The following is a 21938-nucleotide window of genomic DNA, read 5'->3' on the forward strand; positions in this document are numbered from 1 at the left end:
ATGACCGCCGCCGCCTTGATTCCCGGAGCGGAACGGCAGGCGCAGGTCATCGTGGTCGGGGCCGGTCCGGCCGGCGCCGCGACGGCGTACCACCTCGCTGCCGCCGGCATCGACGTGCTCGTGCTGGAGAAGTCCTCCTTCCCCCGCGACAAGATCTGCGGCGACGGCCTGACCCCGCGGGCGGTCAAGCAGCTGCTGGCGATGGGCTTTGACCTCGACGAGCCCGGCTGGCAGAAGAACAAGGGCCTGCGCATCATCGGCGCCGGCCACCGCGTCGAGCTGCCCTGGCCCGACCTGACGACCTACCCGCCGTTCGGCATGGCCCGCGCCCGGATGGACCTCGACGAGCTGTTGGCCCGCCACGCCCAGAAGGCCGGCGCCCGGCTGCGTGAGAACACCTCGGTCACCGGCCCGGTGATCGACGAGCGCACCGGCCAGGTGGTCGGCGTACGCGCCAAGTCCGTTGACGAACGCGGCCGCAAGTACGGCGACGAGCTGGAGTTCCGGGCGCCGATCGTGATCGCGTGCGACGGGGTCAGCGCCCGCATGGCCACCGCACTGGGCATCGAGCGCCGCGAGAACCGGCCGATGGCCGTGGCCTGTCGCGCCTACTACGAGACGCCGATGCACGACGACGACTACATGGAGTCGTGGCTCGAGCTGTGGGACGGCAAGCCCAACGCGTCGAACAAGCTGCCCGGCTACGGCTGGATCTTCCCGCTGGGCGACGGTACGGCGAACGTCGGGCTCGGCATCCTCAACACCAGTGCGGCCTTCCAGAACATGGACTACAAGGAGTCGATGCGCCGCTGGCTTGCGCACACTCCCGAAGAGCTCGGCTTCCGCGACGAGAACCTGACCGCGCCGATCCGGTCGGCCGCGCTGCCGATGGGCTTCAACCGCAAGCCGCACTACCGCCGGGGCATGCTGCTGGTCGGCGACTCCGGCGGCATGGTCAACCCGTTCAACGGCGAAGGCATCGACTACGCCCTCGAGGCCGGCAAGATGGCCGCCGAGGTCGTCGTCCAGGCCCTCGGGCGGCTGCCCGGCGCAAACCGGGAGCGGGTGCTCGAGAGCTACCCCGCTGCCCTGGACGCGGCGTACGGCGGCTACTTCACCCTCGGTCGCGCGTTCGCGCACCTCGTCGGCAACCCGACCTTCATGAAGCAGGCCACGAAATACGGCCTGCCGAGGCCCGGCCTGATGCGCTTCACGCTGAAGCTGATGGCGAACCTCACCGACCCGCGCGACGGCGACGCGATGGACCGCGTCATCAACGCCCTGAGCAAGGTGGCGCCGAATGCTTGATCATCTCGACACGCACGATCTGCAAGCCAGGAGGAACTGATGGAGCTCTACACCCCGGTGCTCGTGTTGGGAGCCCTGGCCGCCGGCTTCGCGATCTTCTCGATCGTGGTCAGCTCGATGACCGGCCCGGCCCGCTACAACCGCGCCAAGCTCGACTCCTACGAATGTGGCATCGAGCCGACCCCGCAGCCCGTCGGCGGCGGCCGGTTCCCGGTGAAGTACTACATCACCGCGATGCTCTTCATCGTCTTCGACATCGAGATCATCTTCCTCTACCCGTGGGCCGTCCACTTCGACGCGATGGCCTTCTTCGGGCTCGCCGAGATGGTCATCTTCATCGCCACTGTCTTCATCGCCTACGCCTACGTATGGCGCAGGGGTGGTCTCGAGTGGGACTGAGGCTCACGATGCACGCACCTCACGACCCTCAGGGGGTCGCCGGCCTGGCACACACCTCACGACGCTCACAGCTTGAGGGAGAGATCTGACATGGGTATCGAAGAGAAGCTTCCTAGTGGCGTCCTGCTGACCACCGTCGAGGGCGTCGCGGGCTACATGCGCAAGGCCTCGTTCTGGCCGGCCACGTTCGGTCTGGCCTGCTGCGCCATCGAGATGATGACCAGCGGTGGCCCGAAGTACGACCTTGCGCGCTTCGGCATGGAGGTCTTCCGGGCCAGTCCTCGCCAGGCCGACCTGATGATCGTGGCCGGCCGGGTCAGCCAGAAGATGGCCCCGGTGCTGCGCCAGATCTATGACCAGATGGCCGAGCCCAAGTGGGTGCTCGCGATGGGCGTGTGCGCGTCGAGCGGCGGCATGTTCAACAACTACGCGATCGTGCAGGGCGTCGACCACGTCGTCCCCGTCGACATGTATCTCCCCGGCTGCCCGCCGAGGCCCGAGATGCTGATCGACGCGATCCTCAAGCTCCACGACCAGGTGCAGCACACCAAGCTCGGTGCCAACCGGGCCGCGCAGATCGTCGACCTCGAGACCGAGGCGCTCAACGCGCTGCCGACCTCCGAGATGAGGGGCCAGCTGCGATGAGCGACGAGAAGCAGGACAAGCAGGTCGAGCAGCCGGCGGTCGAGCAGTCCCCGGAGAACGTGCCGGCCCCCGTCGGCGAGGTCGAGACCGTCGGCCGGCGTACCGGCATGTTCGGGGTCACGGGCACCGGCGACACCTCCGGGTACGGCGGCCTCGTCGCTCCGATCGCCTACCCGCCGGCCGCCCGGCGACCCTTCGGTGGTTGGTTCGACACCGTGGCCGACGGTCTCGACGGCCTGATCGAGAAGGTGGTCATCCACCGCGGCGAGATCACCTTCCACATCCACCGCGACAACCTCACCGTCGTGGCACAGAAGCTTCGGGACGACCCGACGCTGCGCTTCGAGCTCTGCTCCGGTGTCAGCGGCGTGCACTACCCCGACGACCACGGCCGCGAGCTGCACGCGGTCTACCACCTGCTGTCGATGACCTGGAACCGCCGAGTGCGGCTCGAGGTCTCGGTGCCCGACGCCGACCCCCACATCCCCAGCCTCATCGCGACGTACCCCACGGCCGACTGGCACGAGCGCGAGACCTGGGACTTCTTCGGGATCATCTTCGACGGCCACCCCGCGCTGACCCGCATCCAGATGCCCGACGACTGGCCGGGGCACCCGCAGCGCAAGGACTACCCCTTGGGCGGCATTCCCGTGGAATACAAGGGCGCCACGATTCCGCCCCCCGACCAGCGGAGGTCGTACAACTGATGGTTTCGACAAGCTCAACCACCGGAAGCCAAGGCTCAACCACCGGCAGCAACGACGACATGTACGCCGGAGCGTCCGACACCACCGAGGGTCGCGTCTTCACGGTCACCGGCCAGGACTGGGACTCGCTGGTCGAGAGCATCGGCGGCGACGCCGGCGCCGACGAGCGCATCGTGGTCAACATGGGACCCCAGCACCCCTCGACCCACGGCGTGCTGCGGCTGATCCTCGAGCTCGAGGGCGAGACGGTCACCGAGGCACGGTGCGGCATCGGCTACCTGCACACCGGCATCGAGAAGAACATGGAGTTCCGCTCGTGGGTGCAGGGCGTCACGTTCTGCACGCGGATGGACTACCTCGCGCCGTTCCACAACGAGCTGACCTACTGCCTGGGGGTGGAGCGGCTCCTCGACATCGAGGACCAGATCCCCGAGAAGGCAAATGTCATGCGGGTCCTGCTCTCCGAGCTGAACCGCATCTCCTCCCACCTCGTCGCGATCGCCACCGGTGGCATGGAGATCGGCGCCCTGACGGTGATGACGATCGGGTTCCGCGAGCGTGAGCTGGTGCTCGACCTGTTCGAGCTGATCACCGGCCTCCGCATGAACCACGCGTTCTTCCGCCCCGGCGGCGTCGCCCAGGACCTGCCCCCGGGCGCCCTCGACGAGATCCGCGACTTCGTCGCCCTGATGAAGAAGCGCCTCCCCGAGTACGCCGACCTGTGCAACGCGAACCCGATCTTCAAGGCCCGCTTGGAGAATGTCGGTCACCTCGACCTGGCCGGCTGCCTGGCGCTGGGCATCACCGGGCCGGTGCTGCGCTCGACCGGCTATGCCTGGGACCTTCGCAAGACCCAGCCCTACTCGGGCTACGAGGACTACGACTTCGACGTCCAGACCTGGGACACCTCCGACTCCTACGGCCGGTTCCGCATCCGGCTCAACGAGATGTGGGAGTCGCTCAAGATCATCGAGCAGGCCGCCGACCGTCTCGCCGGTCTCGAGGGCGCGCCCGTGATGATCGCCGACAAGAAGATCGCCTGGCCCAGCCAGCTGGCCATCGGCAGCGACGGCATGGGCAACAGCCTCGACCACATCCGCCACATCATGGGTGAGTCGATGGAGGCCCTGATCCACCACTTCAAGCTGGTCACCGAGGGGTTCCGGGTGCCGCCCGGCCAGGCCTACGTGCCGGTCGAGTCGCCGCGCGGCGAACTCGGCGCCCACGTCGTCTCCGACGGTGGCACCAAGCCGTTCCGGGCGCACTTCCGCGACCCGTCGTTCACGAACCTGCAGGCCACCAGTGTGATGAGTGAGGGCGGCATGGTCGCCGACGTCATCGTCGCCATCGCCAGCATCGACCCCGTGATGGGAGGCGTTGACCGATAATGGCGATCGACGACAAGACGTACGACGAGCTCCGCGAGATCGCGGCGCGATATCCGCAGGGGCGCTCCGGCCTGCTGCCGATGCTGCACCTGGTGCAGTCCGTTGAGGGCAAGGTGACTCCCGAGGGCATCCAGGTCTGCGCGGAGATCCTCGACATCAGCCCGGCCGAGGTGTCCGGTGTCGCGACGTTCTACACGATGTACAAGCGCCGCCCGGTCGGCGACTACCACGTCGGCGTCTGCACCAACACGCTCTGCGCGGTGATGGGCGGCGACCTGATCTTCGAGCGGCTCAAGGAGCACCTCGAGGTCGGCAACGACGAGACGACCCCGGACGGCAAGGTCTCGCTGGAGCACATCGAGTGCAACGCGGCCTGCGACTACGCGCCGGTGATGATGGTCAACTGGGAGTTCATGGACAACCAGACTCCGGAGTCCGCCGTACGCCTGGTCGACGACCTGCGCGCCGGCAACGAGGTCCACTCCACCCGCGGCCCGCGGCTGTGCACCTGGCGTGAGGCCGAGCGGGTGCTGGCCGGCTTCCCCGACGACCTGGCCGACGAGGGGCCCTCCGCGGGCAAGGCGTCGCTGGCGGGTGTCGAGATCGCTCGCACCATGGGCTGGACCGCGCCTGCTGGCGAGGCGTCCGCACCGACGGGCTCGACGGCTGACACCAAGGTGGGGGCCGCCGAGCAGGCCGACACCGCCCGAGCCGAGTCCGAGACGAAGGCCGAAGCGGGCCAGGCCGAGGAGGGCAAGTCGTGACTGACATGTTGACGCCGGTGCTCACCGCGAACTGGGGCACCGACCGCAGCTGGACCCTCGAGGCCTACGAGGCCCAGGGCGGGTACGCCGCGCTGGCGAAGGCCCTGAAGATGAAGCAGGACGACGTGATCACCGCGGTCAAGGACTCCGGTCTCCGCGGTCGTGGTGGCGCCGGATTCCCCACGGGACTCAAGTGGAGCTTCATCCCCCAGGACAACCCGAAGCCGAAGTACCTCGTGGTCAACGCCGACGAGTCGGAGCCGGGCACCTGCAAGGACATCCCGCTGATGATGGCCAGCCCGCACACCCTGGTCGAGGGCGTGATCATCTCCTCCTACGCGATCCGGGCCAACCACGCGTTCATCTACGTGCGCGGCGAGGTGCTGCACGTCGTACGCCGACTCCAGGCCGCGGTGCGTGAGGCGTACGCCGCCGGTCACCTCGGCAAGAACATCCACGGTTCGGGCTACGACCTCGACCTGGTCATCCACGCCGGTGCCGGTGCCTACATCTGTGGCGAGGAGACCGCCCTCCTCGACTCCCTCGAGGGCCGTCGCGGCCAACCCCGACTGCGTCCGCCGTTCCCCGCGGTGGCCGGGCTCTACGCCAGCCCGACCGTGATCAACAACGTCGAGTCGATCGCGTCGGTGCCGAGCATCATCGACAAGGGCGCCGACTGGTTCGCCTCCATGGGCACCGAGAAGTCCAAGGGCTACGTGATCTACTCGCTCTCCGGGCACGTGAAGAAGCCCGGCCAGTACGAAGCGCCGCTCGGCATCACCCTGCGTGAGCTGATCTCCCTCGGCGGCGGCATGCGTCAGGGCCACGAGCTGAAGTTCTGGACCCCCGGCGGCTCGAGCACGCCGCTGCTCACCGCGGAGCACCTCGACATGCCGCTCGACTACGAGGCAGTCGGTGCGGCCGGCTCGATGCTGGGCACCCGTGCGCTGCAGATCTTCGACGAGACCACCTGCGTCGTCCGTGCCGTGCTGCGCTGGACCGAGTTCTACAAGCACGAGTCGTGCGGCAAGTGCACGCCGTGCCGCGAGGGCACGTGGTGGCTGGCGCAGGTCCTGACCCGGCTGGAGAAGGGCCAGGGCACGGAGGAGGACCTCGACGTCCTGCTCGACCAGTGCGAGAACATCCTCGGCCGCGCGTTCTGTGCCCTGGGTGACGGCGCCACCAGCCCGATCTCGTCGTCCATCCAGCACTTCCGCGACGAGTACCTTGCCCACCTCACCCATGGTGGGTGCCCCTTCGACCCGATGACCTCCACGGTCTTCGCGCAGGAAGGAGCCCTCGCGTGACCACGACCCCCGAGAAGACCGACCTGGTCACCGTGACCATCGACGGCATCCAGGTCACCGTCCCCAAGGACACCCTGGTGATTCGCGCCGCCGAGCAGGTCGGCGTCCAGATCCCGCGGTTCTGCGACCACCCGCTGCTGGCGCCGGTCGGCGCCTGCCGCCAGTGCCTCGTCGAGATCCCCGACGCCGGCAACGGCCGCGGCATGCCCAAGCCGCAGGCCTCGTGCACCATCCCGGTCGCCGAGGGCATGGTGGTCAACACGCAGATCACCTCGGCCGTCGCCGACAAGGCGCAGCAGGGCCAGATGGAGTTCCTGCTGATCAACCACCCGCTCGACTGCCCGGTCTGTGACAAGGGCGGCGAGTGCCCGCTGCAGAACCAGGCGATGTCCAACGGCCGCGGCGAGTCGCGGTTCTCGGCCACCGGGGGAGTCAAGCGCACCTTCCCGAAGCCGATCAACATCTCCGCGCAGATCCTGCTCGACCGGGAGCGCTGCATCGTGTGCCAGCGCTGCACCCGGTTCGCCTCCGAGATCGCCGGCGACCCGTTCATCGCGCTGGTCGAGCGTGGCGCTCAGCAGCAGATCGGCATTGCGCCCGACGCCCCCTTCCTGTCCTACTTCTCGGGCAACACGATCCAGATCTGCCCGGTCGGGGCCCTGACCAGTGCCGACTACCGTTTCCGGTCGCGCCCGTTCGACCTGGTCTCGACGCCGTCGGTCGCCGAGCACGACGCCTGCGGCTCGGCGATCCGGGTCGACCACCGTCGCGGCAAGGTGATGCGCCGGCTGGCCGGCAACGACCCCGAGGTCAACGAGGAGTGGATCACCGACAAGGACCGCTTCGCCTTCCTCTACGCGCGTCAGGCCGACCGGCTGACGCACCCGCTGGTCCGCGACATCGACAAGGCCGATGGGAGCCGGGGCGAGCTGCGGCCGGCGTCGTGGCCCGAGGCGTTCGCCGTTGCCGCTCGCGGTCTCGCTGCTGCGCGGCACGGCACCGAAGGCGGCGGCAGCGGCGTCGGTGTGCTCACCGGTGGTCGCCTGATCGCCGAGGACGCCTACGCCTACAGCAAGTTCGCCCGGGTGGTGCTCGGCACCAACGACATCGACTTCCGTGCCCGCCCGCACTCCGAGGAGGAGGCCGCGTTCCTGGCCGCCGAGGTCGTGCTGCGGATGCCGGTGACCTACACCGACCTCGAGCAGGCGTCGACCGTCGTCCTGGCCGGCTTCGAGCCGGAGGACGAGGCCGGGTCCGTGTTCCTGCGCCTGCGCAAGGCAACGGCCCACCACGGCACCCGGGTCGTGGCGCTGGCGCCGTACACCTCACGGGGCCTGAAGAAGCTCGACGGCCGGCTGGTGCCGACCTCGGCCGGTGCCGAGCGCGACGCACTCCTCGCCCTGGCCGACGACGCTGAGACCGGTCTCGATGCCACGTCGGTCATCCTGGTCGGCGAGCGCCTGGCCACCGTGCCCGGCGCCCTGACTGCCGCCGCTGACCTGGCTCGTACGACGGGCGCCCGCCTGGCCTGGATCCCGCGTCGCGCCGGTGACCGTGGCGCGCTCGAGACCGGCTGTCTGCCCAACCTGCTGCCCGGGGGCCGACCGGTCTCCGACGCGGCAGCCCGCGTCGACGCCGCCACGGCGTGGGGCGTGGCGTCGGTTCCCGATCGGGCCGGACGCGATGCCGACGGCATCATCGCCGCGGTCGCCGCCGGCGAGCTCTCCGGACTCGTGGTCGGTGGGGTCGAGATCGACGACCTCCCCGACCCGGCCGCGGCCCGCGAGGCGCTGGCCGCCGCGCAGTTCGTGGTCAGCCTCGAGCTGCGTGAGACCGAGGTGACCCGGGCCGCCGACGTGGTGTTCCCGGTCGCTCCGGTCACCGACAAGGCCGGCATGTTCGTCACCTGGGAGGGTCGCCCGCGCACGTTCGACGCGGTCTTCGCCAACCCCGGCTCCCTGCCTGACCTGCGCATTCTGGCCGGCATCGCCGAGGAGTCCGGCACGTCGCTCGGCTTCCGGACCGTCGACGAGGCCCGCCGCCAGATGAACGAGGTCGGCCCCTGGGACGGTGACCGGGCACCGGCCACGCCCGAGCCGAAGATCAAGCAGCGTCGCCTGGCCCGCAACAAGTTCTGGCTGGCCAGCTGGAAGCAGATGCTCGACAACGGCGTGATGCTGCACGGCGACTCCGCCCTGCTGGCCACCGCTCGCCCGGCGGTGGCGCGCGTCCCGCAGGCGACGTACGACGTTCTCGCCGGAGCCACCCACGTCACGCTGACCGGTGACCGTGGCGCGATCACGCTGCCGGTCGAGCCCGCCGACCTGCCCGACGACACGGTCTGGGTGCCGGCCAACAACAGCGGTGACGGCGTGCTGGCCGATCTGGCCTCGCCCGGATCCGCAGTCACGGTGAAGGCGGTGAAGGCATGATCGCGATGGCGACTGACGAGGTGGCCGGGTTCGGGCACGACGTCTGGTGGGTGGTGCTGGTCAAGGCCGTCCTGATCTTCGTGGTGCTGGTGGTGCTGACCCTGTTCAACATCTGGTGGGAACGCCGCGTCGTGGCCCGCATGCAGCACCGCATCGGCCCCAACGTGCACGGCCCGTTCGGCCTGCTGCAGTCACTGGCCGACGGCGTGAAGCTGGCGCTGAAGGAGGACATCATTCCCAAGGCCGCCGACAAGGTGGTCTACATCCTGGCGCCGGTGCTGGCGGTGATCCCGGCGTTCATCACGTTCTCGGTGATCCCGTTCGGCCCCGAGGTCAACTTCTTCGGTGAGCGCACCCCTCTCCAGCTGACCGACATGCCCGTGGCCGTGCTGTTCGTGATGGCGGTCGCCTCGATCGGCATCTACGGCATCGTGCTCGGCGGCTGGTCCTCCGGGTCGACGTACTCCCTGATCGGCGGGATCCGCTCGTCGGCCCAGATGATCTCCTACGAGGTCGCGATGGGCCTGGCCCTGGTCGCGGTGTTCCTCTACGCCGGCTCGATGTCGACCTCCGAGATCGTGGCCGCCCAGGCCAGCCCGAAGGACGTCAACATCCTGGGCCTCGACGTCCCCCTGCCCGGCTGGTTCGCGCTGATCCTGCTGCCGTCGTTCGTGATCTACGTGATCTCGATGATCGGCGAGACCAACCGCGCCCCGTTCGACCTCCCCGAGGCCGAGGGCGAGCTGGTCGGCGGTTTCCACACCGAGTACTCCAGCCTCAAGTTCGCACTGTTCTTCCTGGCCGAGTACATCAACATGGCGACCGTCTCGGCGTTGGCCACCACGTTGTTCCTCGGGGGATGGCGCGCCCCCTGGCCGATCTCCTCGATCTGGGAAGGCTCCAACGAGGGCTACTGGCCGTTGATCTGGTTCTTCGGCAAGGTGATGGCCTTCATCTTCGTCTTCATCTGGCTGCGCGGTTCGCTGCCCCGACTGCGCTACGACCAGTTCATGGCCTTCGGCTGGAAGCGCCTGATCCCGATCGCACTGCTGTGGATCGTGGCGGTGGCGACGATGCGGGCGATCACGCTGGGCGACGGCCTCGACCGCAGCCAGCTGATGATCATCATCGGCATCATCCTGGTCGTGTTCCTGGTCGTGCTCTTCATCCCCGAGTCGAAGAAGTCCGCCACGCAGACACCCGACGCCGAGCCGCCCGCCGGTGGCTATCCCGTTCCGCCCATGCCTGCCGAGGGCGCCGTCCGCGGCGCCGCGGCACCGCTGGTCTTTCGTGAGGAGATCTGATGGCTCAGAGTGAAGACCCCCGCGGGTTCAAGGAGCAGTTCTGGGACCCCGTCGCAGGGTTCGGGGTCACCTTCCGGACCATGTTCAAGAAGGTGGTCACCGAGCAGTACCCGTTCGAGAAGCTGCCCACCGCGCCCCGGTTCCACGGTCGCCACCAGCTGAACCGCTGGCCCGACGGCCTGGAGAAGTGCATCGGCTGCGAGCTGTGCGCCTGGGCCTGCCCGGCCGACGCGATCTACGTCGAGGGCGCGTCCAACGACGAGAGCGCCAACGGTGAGGGGCGGTTCAGCCCCGGCGAGCGCTACGGCCGCGTCTACCAGATCAACTACCTGCGCTGCATCCTGTGCGGCCTCTGCATCGAGGCCTGCCCGACCCGCGCGCTGACGATGACCAACGAGTACGAGCTGGCCGACGACAACCGCGCCGACCTGATCTATGAGAAGTCCGACCTGCTGGCGCCGCTGCTGCCCGGCATGGAGCAGCCGCCGCACCCCATGCTGATCGGCGAGGACGACCTCGACTACTACCGCGGTGACTTCAAGGCCCGTGCCAACGAGGGGGAGACCCAGTGACCGCGTTCTGGATCCTCGCGCCGATCATGGTGCTGGCGGCCCTGGGCATCCTCTTCGTCCGCAAGGCCGTGCACGCAGCGCTGCTGCTGGCCGTGGTCATGATCTCGCTGGCCATCCTCTACCTCGCGCTCGAGGCGCCGTTCCTCTTCGTCGTGCAGATCATCGTCTACACCGGCGCCATCCTGATGCTGTTCCTGTTCGTGCTGATGCTGGTCGGCGTCGACGCCTCCGACTCCGTGGTCGAGACGATCCGCGGCCAGCGGGTGCTGGCCACCGTCTTCGGCCTGATCCTCGGTCTGGTCCTGGTGATCGGCATCTCGCAGGTCACCTTCGGTGCCGCCGTCGGGCTCGACGACGCCAACGAGGGCGGCAACATCCCCCAGCTGGCGAACCTGTTGTTCAGCAAGTACGTCTTCGCCTTCGAGACCACCTCGGCGCTGCTGATCACCGCCGCGATCGGGGCCATGGTGCTCGCCCACCGCGAGCGCCTCACCCCGAAGGAGTCCCAGGCCGGCGCCGCGGCCCGGCGCATGCGCGAGTACGCCGAGACCGGCCGTCACCCCGGCCCGCTGCCGGCGCCCGGTGTCTTCGCCCGTCACAACTCGGTCGACACCCCGGCCCTGCTGCCCGACGGCACCGTCGCCCAGGACTCGATCTCGCGCGTGCTGGCCGCCCGCGGCACCGTGCGCTCGGCCCCGGCACTCTCCGGTGACATCGACGAGATCAAGCGGCAGCTGGGCCAGGCGCCCGAGCAGTCGCCCGAGGTGGCCGGCAGGTCCGACGCGGCCGCCTCGACCGAGGAGGGCGACCAGTGAGCACCGAGCCCTACATCATCCTCTCCGCGATCCTCTTCACGATCGGCTGCGTCGGCGTCCTCGTGCGGCGCAACGCGATCGTGGTGTTCATGTGCGTCGAGCTGATGCTCAACGCCTCGAACCTCGCGCTGGTGACGTTCGCCAAGGCCAACGGCAATCTCGACGGTCAGATCGCTGCCTTCTTCGTGATGGTCGTGGCGGCCGCCGAAGTGGTGGTCGGCCTGGCCATCATCATGACCATCTTCCGTACTCGACGCTCGGCCTCGGTCGACGACGCCAGCCTGCTGAAGTACTGAGGTGAACTGACTTGATGTCCTCCATCACCGCCCTCGCTGCGGAGAGCCACATTCCCGTGGTCGATCCCGCAGCCGCCGATGGCGTGTTCTCCCTTGCCTGGTTGGTGATCGTGCTGCCGCTGGCCGGGGCCGCGATCCTGCTGCTCGGCGGACGGCGTACCAACCGTTGGGGTCACCTCCTCGGCACGGCGACCGTCCTCGGATCGTTCGTGATCGGGCTGTCGATGTTCGTCGCCCTGCTCGGGCGCGACGCCGACGACCGCACCGTCGGACGCGAGCTGTTCACCTGGATCGAGGCCGGCGGGTTCAAGGTCGGCATGGATCTGCTGATCGACCCGCTCTCGATCCTGTTCGTGCTGCTGATCACCGGTGTCGGCTCACTGATCCACGTCTACTCCATCGGCTACATGGAGCACGACGACCGACGGCGCCGCTTCTTCGGCCACCTCAACCTCTTCATCGCCGCGATGACGATGCTGGTGCTGGCCGCCGACTACCTCGGCATCTTCCTGGGCTGGGAGGGCGTCGGCCTGGCGTCGTACCTCCTGATCGGCTTCTGGCAGCACAAGCCCAGTGCCGCGGCCGCGGCCAAGAAGGCGTTCGTGATCAACCGGGTCGGTGACATCGGCATGTCGCTGGCGATCATGCTGATCTTCGTCACCTTCGGCACCACCGCGTTCGCCGGTGTCAGTGCCGCCGCCAGCGGTGCTGATGAGTCGACGATGAACGTGATCGGCCTGCTGCTCCTGCTCGGTGCCTGCGGCAAGAGCGCCCAGGTGCCGCTGCAGGCCTGGCTCCTCGACGCCATGGAGGGCCCGACCCCGGTCTCGGCCCTGATCCACGCGGCAACCATGGTGACCGCCGGCGTCTACCTGGTCACCCGCTCCAACTTCATCTTCGAGAACGCCCCGATCGCACAGACCACCGTCGTGGTCGTCGCGGTGGTCACGCTCCTGTGGGGTGCGATCATCGGTTGCGCCAAGGACGACATCAAGAAGGTGCTGGCCGGCTCCACGATGAGCCAGATCGGCTACATGATGCTCGGCGCCGGCCTCGGTGTGGCCGGTTACGCGTTCGCGATCTTCCACCTGATCACCCACGGCTTCTTCAAGGCCAACATGTTCCTCGGGGCCGGTTCGGTGATGCACGCGATGGACGACGACGTCGACATGCGCCACTACGGCGCGTTGCAGAAGGCCATCCCGGTCACGTTCCTGACGTTCGCGATGGGCTACCTCGCAATCATCGGCTTCCCCGGGTTCTCCGGCTTCTGGTCGAAGGACAAGATCATCGAGGTCGCGTTCACCCAGAACATCTTCGTCGGCCTGTGTGCGTTGATCGGTGCCGGAGTCACCGCGTTCTACATGACCCGGCTGATGCTGATGACCTTCTTCACCCCTGACGCCGACGGAAACGGGCGCTGGGAACCCGGTGTCCACCCGCACGAGTCGCCCAAGGTGATGACCGTGCCGTTGATCGTGCTGGCCGCGCTGTCGGTGCTCGGCGGCTTCCTGCTGGTCAGCAACTGGATCGTCGACTGGCTGGCCCCGGTCGTCGGCGAGCACCACCACGAAGACCCGCCGCTCCCGGCGCTGGCGATGACCGCGATCGTCGTCCTCGTCGTCGCGGTCGGCGTTGCCCTTGCCTGGTTCACGATCGGAAGGACCGAGGTGCCCCGCACGGCTCCCACTGACGTCAACGCGCTGACTCGCGCGGCCCGCAACGACCTCTACGGCGACGCGATCAACGACACCCTCGTGGTCAACCCGGGACGCCAGACGGTGGCCGGTCTGATCGCCTTCGACACCGCCGTGATCGACGGTGCCGTCGAGGGCCAGGCGGCGGGCATGGGCGGTCTCGCCGGGGTCTTCCGCCGAGTGCAGAACGGCTTCGTCCGCACCTATGCCCTCTCCGTGCTGGCCGGCGCCGTGCTGGTCGTCCTGGTGCTGCTGGCGGTGAACCTGTGAACGAGTTCCCCTGGCTCACCCTGCTGATCCTGCTCCCGCTGGTCGGTGGCACGGTCACCGCGCTGCTGCCCTCGGCGGGCGGCTCCGTGCTGCCCAAGCAGGTCGCGGTCGGCACCGCGGTGCTCACCTTCGTGCTCTCGTTGGTGATCGCCTTCAAGTACGACGCCGGCGACGGCATGCAGTTCATCGAGCTGCACGACTGGATCCCCGCGTTCGGCGCCCACTACGCACTCGGGGTCGACGGCATCGGGTTGACGCTCGTGCTGCTGACCACCCTGTTGCTGCCGGTCGTCATCCTCGCCTCCTGGCATGAGGCCGACGACACCTCGCCGTCTGCCTTCTTCGGTTGGATGCTGGCCCTCGAGGGTCTGGCGCTCGCCGTCTTCATGGCCCAGGACGTCTTCCTGTTCTACTTCGTGTTCGAGGCCACGCTGATCCCGGCGTACTTCCTGATCGGCAGCTTCGGCCACGTCGACCGGGCGCAGCGGGCGAAGGCCGCGGTCAAGTTCCTGCTCTACATGCTGGCCGGCGGGCTGATCATGCTCGCCTCCGTCGTCGGCCTGTACGCCGTCTCGGCCCACGCCGGTCACCCCTCCTACCTCATCGGCGACCTGGCCTCGTTGGAGATGGACAAGGAGACCGGCCGCTGGCTGTTCCTCGGCTTCTTCATCGCGTTCGCGATCAAGGCGCCGCTGTTCCCGGTGCACACCTGGCTGCCCGACACCACGGCCGCGGCCACGCCGGGCACCAGCGTGCTGCTGATCTGCGTGCTCGACAAGATCGGCACCTACGGGATGCTGCGCTTCTGCCTGGGGCTGTTCCCCGAGGCCTCGAAGTGGGCCACCCCGGTCGTGGTGGTGCTCGCGATCATCTCGATCATCTACGGCGCGCTGCTGGCGATCGGCCAGGACAACATGCTCAAGCTGATCGGTCTGACCTCGCTGTCGCACTTCGGGTTCATCGTGCTGGGCATCTTCGTGATGAACAGCCAGGGCATGACCGGCGCGACGTTCTACATGTTCAACCACGGTCTGGCCACGGCGGTCATGTTCCTGGTCGCCGGCTACCTGATCCGGCGGCGCGGGTCGACGTTGATCAGTGACCACGGCGGTGTCGAGAAGGTCGCCCCCGTGCTCGCCGGCCTGTTCCTCATCGGCGGCCTCGGCACGCTCGGACTGCCCGGCCTCTCGCCGTTCGTCTCCGAGTTCCTGGTCCTGGTCGGCGGGTTCGCGCACCACTGGGTGGCGGGTGCGTTCGCGGTGACCGGCATCGTGCTGGCCGCGATCTACGTGCTGTGGATGTACCAGAAGCTGATGACCGGGCCGACCGCGCCGGGTGTCGCCGGCATGAAGGACCTCGACGTGCGCGAGGTCGGTGCCATCGCGCCGTTGGTGCTGGCGATGGTGCTCTTCGGCTTCTATCCCAAGCCCGTGCTCGACATCATCAATCCCGCCGTCGAGGCGACCATGCAACACATCGGGGTCAGTGACGACGATCCGGTGGTCGCACCGGTCGACGCCGACCAGACCCACGAGGAGGGCCAGAAGTGATCGAGTTCTCCAAGCCCCACATCGAGTACGACCTCCTCTGGCCGCTGCTGCTGGTCTTCGGGGTCGCCTGCCTGGGCGTCCTGGTCGAGGCGTTCCTCCCGCGTGGCCGCCGCTACGTGGCGCAGACCGCGCTAGCGCTGGTCGGCACGGCGGCCGCGCTGGGCGGGGTCATCTTCGTCGGCGTCGGGCTCGACGACCACGGCGACGCCCGGGGCACGATCGCCGCCGAGGGCGCGTTGGCGATCGACGGCCCGACCGTGTTCATCTGGGGTCTCCTGCTGGCGATCACGCTGGCCGGTGTCCTGCTCTTCGCCGAGCGTCGCCTCGAGGGCGGTGTCTCCGCGTTCGCCGGACAGGCGGCCGCGCTCCCCGGCACCGACGCCGAACGGGAGGCATCGACCCGGGGCCTGGACCACACCGAGGTCTTCCCGCTGATGATGTTCGCGGTCGGCGGCATGATGGTCTTCGCCTCGGCCAACGACCTGCTCACCCTCTTCGTCGGTCTCGAGGTGCTCTCGCTGCCTCTCTACCTGCTCTCCGGACTGGCCCGGCGTCGCCGCCTGCTCAGCCAGGAGGCCGCCCTGAAGTACTTCCTGCTCGGAGCGTTCTCCTCCGGCTTCGTGATCTACGGCATCGCCCTGGTCTACGGGTACGCCGGAACGATGGGCTTCGCCGGCATCAACGACGCGATCAGCAACTCCACCGAGAGCCGCACGCTGCTGCTGATCGGCATCGGCATGATCTCGGTCGGCCTGCTGTTCAAGGTCGGTGCGGTGCCGTTCCAGTCCTGGACGCCCGATGTCTATCAGGGAGCGCCGACCCAGGTCACCGCGTTCATGGCGGCCGCCACCAAGGTCGCCGCCTTCGGGGCGATGCTGCGGCTCTTCTACGTCGCCTTCGGCTCCGAGCGATGGAGCTGGGCCCCGATGCTGTGGGTCATCGCCGTGCTGTCGATGGTCATCGGCGCCGTGCTGGCCATCGCGCAGACAGACATCAAGCGGATGCTGGCCTACTCCTCGATCACCCACACCGGGTTCATCATCACCGGGCTGATCGGTGCCCGTGCCAGCTCGGGGCTGGGCGAGGGCGAGATCACCTCCACCCAGGCGGTGCTGTTCTACCTGGTGACCTACGGCTTCATGACCGTGGGTGCGTTCGGGGTCGTCACCCTCGTGCGTGACGCCGGCGGCGAGGCCACGCATCTCTCGCGCTGGACCGGCCTGGGCAAGGAGTCGCCCCTGGTCGCCGGCGTGTTCGCCCTGTTCCTGCTGGGCTTTGCCGGCATCCCGCTGACCGCGGGCTTCGCCGGCAAGTGGGCGGTCTTCGCCTCGGCGATGTCGGCCGGTGCCTGGCCGGTCGTGGTGATTGCCGTCCTGACCAGCGCGATGGCCGCGTTCTTCTACATCCGCGTGATCGTGCTGATGTACTTCTACGAGCCCGTCGGCGACGGCCCGTCGGTCACGTTGCCGAGCTTCATGACCGCCACGGCGATCGGCGTCGGGGCCCTGGCGACCGTGGTGCTGGGCGTCGTACCCGGCCCGGTTCTCGATCTCGCGGCCCATGCGGGAGAATTCATCAGGTGACCGCCCCGAACGCGCCGGCCCTGGCCCTCCCCGTCCCCGACGAGGAGCTCGCTGACCGACTCCGCTCCCGCATGGCCGAGGTCGAGACTGCCCTGACCGGGCACATCCACAGTGAGGCCGAGTTCGTCACCACCGCGGCGCGTCACCTGATGGACGCCGGTGGCAAGCGTTTCCGCCCGCTGCTGGTGCTGCTGGCCGCAGAGACCGGGCCGACGGCCGCCTCCGACGACGTGATCACCGCGGCCTGCGTCGTCGAGCTGACCCACCTCGCCTCGCTCTATCACGACGACGTCATGGACGAGGCCGCCCTGCGCCGCGGTGCCGACTCGGCGAACGCCCGATGGGACAACCACGTGGCGATCCTCACCGGCGACTTCCTCTTCTCCAAGTCATCCGAGCTGACCGCCGACCTGGGCGCGGACGCGGTCCGCATCCAGGCCCGCACCTTCACCAAGCTCGTCGAGGGCCAGATCCTGGAGACCCTGGAGCCGGGCCCGGATGCCGACCCGATCGAGCACCACCTGCGTGTCGTGGCCGGCAAGACCGGGTCGTTGATCGCCACCTCGGCCCTGTACGGCGCCCGCTTCGGTGGCGCCCCCCGCGAGCTCGAGGACGCCCTGGCGACGTACGGCGAGATCGTGGGCATGGCCTTCCAGCTCTCCGACGACATCCTCGACATCGCCTCCGAGAGCGACGAGTCGGGCAAGACCCCCGGCACCGACCTGCGCGAGGGTGTGCCCACGTTGCCGGTTCTGCTCGCCCAGCGCTCGAGCGACCCGGCCGACGACCGCCTCAAGGAGCTCCTCGCCGGCGACCTCGACGACGATGCCCTGCTCGAGGAGACCCTGGGGTTGCTGCGGGCCCACCCCGCGATGGAGGAGGCCCGGGCCTACGTGGTGAGCCGTGCCACCGAGGCCAAGAACCTGCTCAAGGTGCTTCCCGAGGGTCCGGTGCGCACCGCGCTCGAGGCCTTCGCCGACGTGGTGGCCACCCGCACCGCCTGACGCCGACCGGCCGGCCAAGCTTCAGCGTTGGTCGTCGATCCGCTTGGCCTTGCCCAGTGACCGGGTCAGGGCGTGGGGCTCGACCACCTCGACCCGCGCGGTGACGCCCACGTGCTGCTTGATCCGTTCAACGAGGGCCGCGCCCAGGGTCGGATCGGGATGCTCCTGCGACTCCACCCGCACCGTCAGCTCGTCGAGGCTCCCCGGCCTGGTCAGCACACACAGGTAGTGCGGCGCCAGCCCCGGCACGGCCAGGATCTGCTCCTCGATCTGCGTGGGGAACACGTTCACTCCGCGCACGATCATCATGTCGTCCGTGCGGCCGGTGACCTTGCGCATCCGCCGGAACGCCGGGTACGCCGTCCCGGGCAGCAGCGTGGTCAGGTCGCGGGTTCGGTAGCGGACCACCGGCATCGCCTGCTTGGTCAAGCTGGTGAACACCAGCTCGCCCTCACTGCCGTCGGGGAGCACCTCGTGCGTGACCGGGTCGATGATCTCGGGCAGGAAGTGGTCCTCCCAGACGTGCAGGCCGTCCTGGGTGGCCGCGGCCTCCTGGCTGACGCCGGGACCCATCACCTCGCTCAGACCATAGATGTCGACGGCCCGGATGCCCGCCCGCGCCTCGATGGCACGGCGCATCTCGTCGGTCCACGGCTCGGCGCCGAAGATGCCGATCTCGAGACTGGTGCGTCGAGGGTTGATGCCCTGGGCCTCCATCTCGTCGAGGATGGCCAGGAAGTAGGACGGGGTGACCATGATGATCCGCGGCTCGAAGTCGGTGATCAGCTGCACCTGACGGGGCGTCATGCCGCCGCTGACCGGCACCACGGTGCAGCCGAGTCGCTCGGCGCCGTAGTGGGCGCCCAACCCGCCGGTGAACAGCCCGTAGCCGTAGGCCACGTGCACCACGTCGCCGGGTCGGCCACCCGCGGCGCGGATCGACCGCGCCATCAGCTCGGACCACGCGTCGAGGTCGTCGGCGGTGTAGCCGACCACGGTGGGCTTGCCGGTCGTGCCGCTGGAGGCATGGATGCGGTTCACCTGGTCACGAGGCACGGCGAACATGCCGAACGGGTAGTTGGCCCGGAGGTCGGCCTTGGTGGTGAACGGAAAGCGGCCCAGGTCGGTCAGGACCGTCAGGTCCCGCGGGTGGACCCCGGCCGCCTCGAAGGCACGCCGGTGGTGCGGCACGTGCTCCCACGCGCGCTCCAGGGTCGCGCGCAGGCGTCGCAGCTGGAGGGCTTCGAGCGCCGCACGGTCGATGTCGGGGATCTCTCCGCTCACGGTGCCTCCTCGAACAGGGTGCCGTCGATCTCCTTGCTGTGGCCCTCGAACTCCGCGACCACGTCGTTGCCGCGACGCACCGTGACGTCGTAGGTTCCGTCGCGGCCGCTGCGCGTTCGCTCGACTGCTTCGGCGACCAGGACGTCGCCGGCGCGGGTCGGCTGCAGGAACCGGATCCGGCCGATGGCCGCCACCGTTGAACGGTTGTAGGAGTTGCAGGCGAAGGCGAACGCGGTGTCGGCCAGGGTGAAGGTGAACCCGCCGTGGCCGATGTCATGCCCGTTGACCATGTCGGGCCGCACCGTCATCGCGACCATGGCCCGTCCCGGGCCGACGTCGGTCACGGTCATGCCCAGGGACCGGCTGGCCCGGTCACCGGCCCACATCGCCTCGGCCGAACGTCGGGCGGTCTCTTCGGGGGTCACCACAGCAACGTATCGCGTGACGGGGGTGGCGGACCGTACGACAGGTGAGCAGGCGGGGTCAGTGGGCGGTTCACGCTCAGATGGGGCCGGCAGTTCGCGAGTTACCTGTCGTACGGTCCGGTGCAGGCCGTCAGCGGTCGGTCAGCGAACGCTGTCCGACCGGCTCAGACCGCGCAGGCCTCGGCGGTCAGCCGGAGCTGCCTGTGTCGGTGGCGGATCGCCTCGACCGTGAAGACGGACAGGGCGACCCAGACCATCGCGAAGCCGATCCAGCGGCCGACGGGCATGTCCTCGTGGAAGAGCAGGACGCCGAGGGCGAACTGGATGATCGGGGCGAGGTACTGCAGCAGCCCGAGCGTCACCATCGGCAACCGGATCGCCGCGGCCCCGAAGCAGATCAGGGGGATCGCGGTGACCGCGCCGGTGGTGGTGAGCAGCAGCGCATGGCCGACCCCGTGCGTGCCGAAGGCCGAGTTGCCGGTCGCCACGAGGAACGCGAGGTAGGCAGCCGCGACGGGGGCCAGCACGATGGTCTCGAAGGCCAGGCTCTCGACGGCGGGCGTGTTCGCCTGCTTCTTGGCCAGTCCGTAGGTGCCGAAGGAGAACGCGAGCACCAGGGCCACCCACGGCGGGCGCCCGTAGTCGAGGGTGAGTACGACGACCGCGGTCAGGGCGACACCGGTGGCCAGCCACTGCAGGGGGCGGAGCGTCTCGTGCAGGATCAGCACGCCCATCAGCACCGTCACCAGGGGGTTGATGAAGTAGCCGAGCGCTGCCTCGACGACGTGTCCGTTGTTGACACCCCAGATGTAGGTGGCCCAGTTGACCCCGATCACGGCCGCAGCGACCGTGAGCAGACGTCGGGTCCGCGGGGTGCGCATGATCGCCGCCAGTTGGTGGTGGCGACGCAGGAGCACGACGAGCAGACCCAGGGTCACCATCGACCAGAGCACCCGGTGGGCCAGGATCTCGATGGCGCCGGCCGGTTCCAGGAGCGGCCAGTAGAGCGGGAAGGCACCCCAGAGTCCGTAGGCCGCGACGCCCAGGAGGAATCCGAGTCGCGACTCCGTCATGGAAGCGCGAGTCATGCGTCAAACAATAGGGGCACCGAGACCTGTCTCGATGTTTCCCGCCTACCCGGACGGGGTACCACACACGCGTCGTACTCCACACTCACTTCTCTATGGGGGTTACCCAGTCATGCGCATGAAGCGACTTCTCGTCGGCGCCATCGGAACGGCCATGGTGGTCGGCACTCCGCTGGCACTGTCCACCAACGCCCAGGCAGCTACCACCACCGGCGGCGACGGCGCGTCCGCCGTCGCGACCCCGGCCCCGGCCACCAACCAGATGCCCGCCGCGGCGGACGGTCTCACTGCCTCGGGCGTCAACGCCCGCGCCGCCCAGACCAGGACGCTCACCAGCCAGGTGGCGGTCCGCAAGCAGGCCCGCGGAACCTACGCCTACCAGACCATGATCGCGATCCAGGGCCGGGTCCGGGCGCACAACTCCGCCGACACCAACTGTGACACCGAGTGGTGCCACGTGGGTGCGACCAGTGTCCGCCTCTACCGCCGCATCGGTGGCACCAGCAAGTGGGTCCTGCTCTCCAACCGGGCCACCAACAGCACGTCGGCCTTCGTCTTCAAGACCCGCTCGGTCGGCACGGCCGTCTACAAGGTGGTCTTCCGCGGCAAGACGATCTCCGGCGTCGGCACGATCCCGGCCGCTGCGGCGAGCAACACCATCAAGGGCTCGCGTCACCCGCACACCCGCGTCTACACCAAGAGCGGCCGCGTCTACATGGCCGGCAACGTCGACCCGGGTTGGGGCGGCAAGCGCGTCATCATCCAGCGCAAGGCCAGCAAGCGTGGCTCCTTCCGCGCCTGGAACGCCATCCGCACCAGCCGCAGCGGCGGCTACAAGCTGCGTCTCCCGGCCCCGCGCACCGGCTACTGGTACTACCGCCTGGTCGTCCCGGGCACCGCGCCCCGTTGGGCCGCCGGCGCCAGTGGTGTCTGGCGCACCTACCAGCGCTGACCTGACGCACGGTTGAACAACGAGATCGGCCCCCAGCCAACAGGCTGGGGGCCGATCTGTCTGTCCGGGGACCAGCAGGTCAGACGACGGTCCAGGTGTCGCCGCCGTTGATGAGTGTGGTGAGGCGGTTGGTGGGGGCGGTGGTGGC

The 21938-nt window shown here is 68.7% G+C and carries 20 protein-coding genes; 17 read left to right on the top strand and 3 right to left on the bottom strand.

All coding sequences use genetic code 11. From position 1 onward, the window contains the following. From NJ4_RS19410 to NJ4_RS19485, 16 genes are all read left to right on the top strand, one after another. Positions 1-1308 (top strand): geranylgeranyl reductase family protein, encoded by a 1308-nt coding sequence (locus tag NJ4_RS19410; RefSeq protein ID WP_067439057.1) that lies wholly within the window; start codon positions 1-3, stop codon positions 1306-1308. Between the two features lie 39 nt (positions 1309-1347). Further along, complete coding sequence (locus NJ4_RS19415; RefSeq protein WP_067439060.1) at positions 1348-1707, top strand: NADH-quinone oxidoreductase subunit A; 360 nt, start codon at positions 1348-1350, stop codon at positions 1705-1707. A gap of 90 nt (positions 1708-1797) precedes the next feature. Further along, positions 1798-2352: a NuoB/complex I 20 kDa subunit family protein gene (locus NJ4_RS19420; protein WP_067439063.1), complete on the top strand. Its 555-nt coding sequence runs from the start codon at positions 1798-1800 to the stop codon at positions 2350-2352. After that, positions 2349-3059 (top strand): NADH-quinone oxidoreductase subunit C, encoded by a 711-nt coding sequence (locus tag NJ4_RS19425; RefSeq protein ID WP_082748909.1) that lies wholly within the window; start codon positions 2349-2351, stop codon positions 3057-3059. Before NJ4_RS19420 ends, NJ4_RS19425 begins: the two co-directional genes overlap by 4 nt. Before the next feature lie 59 nt (positions 3060-3118). Continuing rightward, positions 3119-4447 (top strand): NADH-quinone oxidoreductase subunit D, encoded by a 1329-nt coding sequence (locus NJ4_RS19430; protein ID WP_067439066.1) that lies wholly within the window; start codon positions 3119-3121, stop codon positions 4445-4447. Next, positions 4447-5211 (top strand): NADH-quinone oxidoreductase subunit NuoE, encoded by a 765-nt coding sequence (gene nuoE / locus NJ4_RS19435; protein WP_067439068.1) that lies wholly within the window; start codon positions 4447-4449, stop codon positions 5209-5211. The genes NJ4_RS19430 and nuoE overlap by 1 nt, the downstream gene beginning before the upstream one ends. Beyond that, a complete protein-coding gene (gene nuoF, locus NJ4_RS19440) occupies positions 5208-6518 on the top strand; it encodes an NADH-quinone oxidoreductase subunit NuoF (RefSeq protein WP_245644635.1) in 1311 nt (436 codons plus the stop codon). Before nuoE ends, nuoF begins: the two co-directional genes overlap by 4 nt. Further along, positions 6515-8950 (top strand): NADH-quinone oxidoreductase subunit G, encoded by a 2436-nt coding sequence (locus NJ4_RS19445; RefSeq protein ID WP_067439073.1) that lies wholly within the window; start codon positions 6515-6517, stop codon positions 8948-8950. The genes nuoF and NJ4_RS19445 overlap by 4 nt, the downstream gene beginning before the upstream one ends. Further along, positions 8947-10254, top strand: coding sequence for an NADH-quinone oxidoreductase subunit NuoH (gene nuoH / locus NJ4_RS19450; protein ID WP_157551232.1), 1308 nt, complete (start codon positions 8947-8949; stop codon positions 10252-10254). The genes NJ4_RS19445 and nuoH overlap by 4 nt, the downstream gene beginning before the upstream one ends. Beyond that, positions 10254-10826 (top strand): NADH-quinone oxidoreductase subunit NuoI, encoded by a 573-nt coding sequence (gene nuoI, locus NJ4_RS19455; protein ID WP_067439076.1) that lies wholly within the window; start codon positions 10254-10256, stop codon positions 10824-10826. The genes nuoH and nuoI overlap by 1 nt, the downstream gene beginning before the upstream one ends. Beyond that, complete coding sequence (locus NJ4_RS19460) at positions 10823-11641, top strand: NADH-quinone oxidoreductase subunit J (protein ID WP_082748913.1); 819 nt, start codon at positions 10823-10825, stop codon at positions 11639-11641. The genes nuoI and NJ4_RS19460 overlap by 4 nt, the downstream gene beginning before the upstream one ends. Further along, on the top strand, positions 11638-11937 hold the full coding sequence (gene nuoK / locus NJ4_RS19465; RefSeq protein WP_056891843.1) for an NADH-quinone oxidoreductase subunit NuoK: 300 nt from the start codon (positions 11638-11640) through the stop codon (positions 11935-11937). The genes NJ4_RS19460 and nuoK overlap by 4 nt, the downstream gene beginning before the upstream one ends. Before the next feature lie 14 nt (positions 11938-11951). Then, positions 11952-13904 carry an NADH-quinone oxidoreductase subunit L gene (gene nuoL, locus NJ4_RS19470; RefSeq protein WP_082748915.1) on the top strand — a complete coding sequence of 651 codons (1953 nt, stop codon included), beginning with the start codon at positions 11952-11954 and terminating at the stop codon, positions 13902-13904. Beyond that, positions 13901-15454: an NADH-quinone oxidoreductase subunit M gene (locus NJ4_RS19475; protein WP_067439079.1), complete on the top strand. Its 1554-nt coding sequence runs from the start codon at positions 13901-13903 to the stop codon at positions 15452-15454. The genes nuoL and NJ4_RS19475 overlap by 4 nt, the downstream gene beginning before the upstream one ends. Next, positions 15454-17037, top strand: coding sequence for an NADH-quinone oxidoreductase subunit NuoN (gene nuoN / locus NJ4_RS19480; protein WP_067439115.1), 1584 nt, complete (start codon positions 15454-15456; stop codon positions 17035-17037). The genes NJ4_RS19475 and nuoN overlap by 1 nt, the downstream gene beginning before the upstream one ends. A gap of 71 nt (positions 17038-17108) precedes the next feature. Beyond that, positions 17109-18041 carry a polyprenyl synthetase family protein gene (locus NJ4_RS19485; RefSeq protein WP_217996922.1) on the top strand — a complete coding sequence of 311 codons (933 nt, stop codon included), beginning with the start codon at positions 17109-17111 and terminating at the stop codon, positions 18039-18041. Between the two features lie 21 nt (positions 18042-18062). On the opposite strand, the gene paaK is transcribed toward NJ4_RS19485, so the two are convergent. The 3 genes from paaK to rarD all read right to left on the bottom strand — a co-directional run bounded on the left by paaK (position 18063) and on the right by rarD (position 20838). Then, positions 18063-19325 (bottom strand): phenylacetate--CoA ligase PaaK, encoded by a 1263-nt coding sequence (gene paaK / locus NJ4_RS19490; protein WP_067439085.1) that lies wholly within the window; start codon positions 19323-19325, stop codon positions 18063-18065. Beyond that, positions 19322-19750, bottom strand: coding sequence for a hydroxyphenylacetyl-CoA thioesterase PaaI (gene paaI / locus NJ4_RS19495; RefSeq protein ID WP_245644636.1), 429 nt, complete (start codon positions 19748-19750; stop codon positions 19322-19324). Before paaI ends, paaK begins: the two co-directional genes overlap by 4 nt. A 164-nt stretch (positions 19751-19914) precedes the next feature. After that, entirely contained in the window at positions 19915-20838 is a 924-nt protein-coding gene (gene rarD, locus NJ4_RS19500) for an EamA family transporter RarD (protein ID WP_067439088.1), read from the bottom strand. A 118-nt stretch (positions 20839-20956) separates the two neighbouring features. On the opposite strand from rarD, the gene NJ4_RS19505 reads away from it, so the two are divergent. Then, positions 20957-21790 (top strand): hypothetical protein, encoded by an 834-nt coding sequence (locus tag NJ4_RS19505; protein ID WP_157551233.1) that lies wholly within the window; start codon positions 20957-20959, stop codon positions 21788-21790. Positions 21791-21938: the final 148 nt, after the last annotated feature.

Source organism: Nocardioides jensenii JCM 1364 = NBRC 14755 (assembly GCF_001552535.1).
Lineage (GTDB): Bacteria > Actinomycetota > Actinomycetes > Propionibacteriales > Nocardioidaceae > Nocardioides > Nocardioides jensenii.

Coding starts and splice junctions, on each gene's coding strand:
- nuoI (WP_067439076.1), top strand. CDS start 10,254: ATGGCTCAGAGTGAAGACCCCCGCGGGTTCAAGGAGCAGTTCTGGGAC.
- NJ4_RS19505 (WP_157551233.1), top strand. CDS start 20,957: ATGAAGCGACTTCTCGTCGGCGCCATCGGAACGGCCATGGTGGTCGGC.
- NJ4_RS19425 (WP_082748909.1), top strand. CDS start 2,349: ATGAGCGACGAGAAGCAGGACAAGCAGGTCGAGCAGCCGGCGGTCGAG.
- NJ4_RS19430 (WP_067439066.1), top strand. CDS start 3,119: ATGTACGCCGGAGCGTCCGACACCACCGAGGGTCGCGTCTTCACGGTC.
- nuoL (WP_082748915.1), top strand. CDS start 11,952: ATGTCCTCCATCACCGCCCTCGCTGCGGAGAGCCACATTCCCGTGGTC.
- NJ4_RS19410 (WP_067439057.1), top strand. CDS start 1: ATGACCGCCGCCGCCTTGATTCCCGGAGCGGAACGGCAGGCGCAGGTC.
- nuoE (WP_067439068.1), top strand. CDS start 4,447: ATGGCGATCGACGACAAGACGTACGACGAGCTCCGCGAGATCGCGGCG.
- NJ4_RS19415 (WP_067439060.1), top strand. CDS start 1,348: ATGGAGCTCTACACCCCGGTGCTCGTGTTGGGAGCCCTGGCCGCCGGC.
- rarD (WP_067439088.1), bottom strand. CDS start 20,838: ATGACTCGCGCTTCCATGACGGAGTCGCGACTCGGATTCCTCCTGGGC.
- nuoH (WP_157551232.1), top strand. CDS start 8,947: ATGATCGCGATGGCGACTGACGAGGTGGCCGGGTTCGGGCACGACGTC.
- NJ4_RS19420 (WP_067439063.1), top strand. CDS start 1,798: ATGGGTATCGAAGAGAAGCTTCCTAGTGGCGTCCTGCTGACCACCGTC.
- NJ4_RS19485 (WP_217996922.1), top strand. CDS start 17,109: ATGGCCGAGGTCGAGACTGCCCTGACCGGGCACATCCACAGTGAGGCC.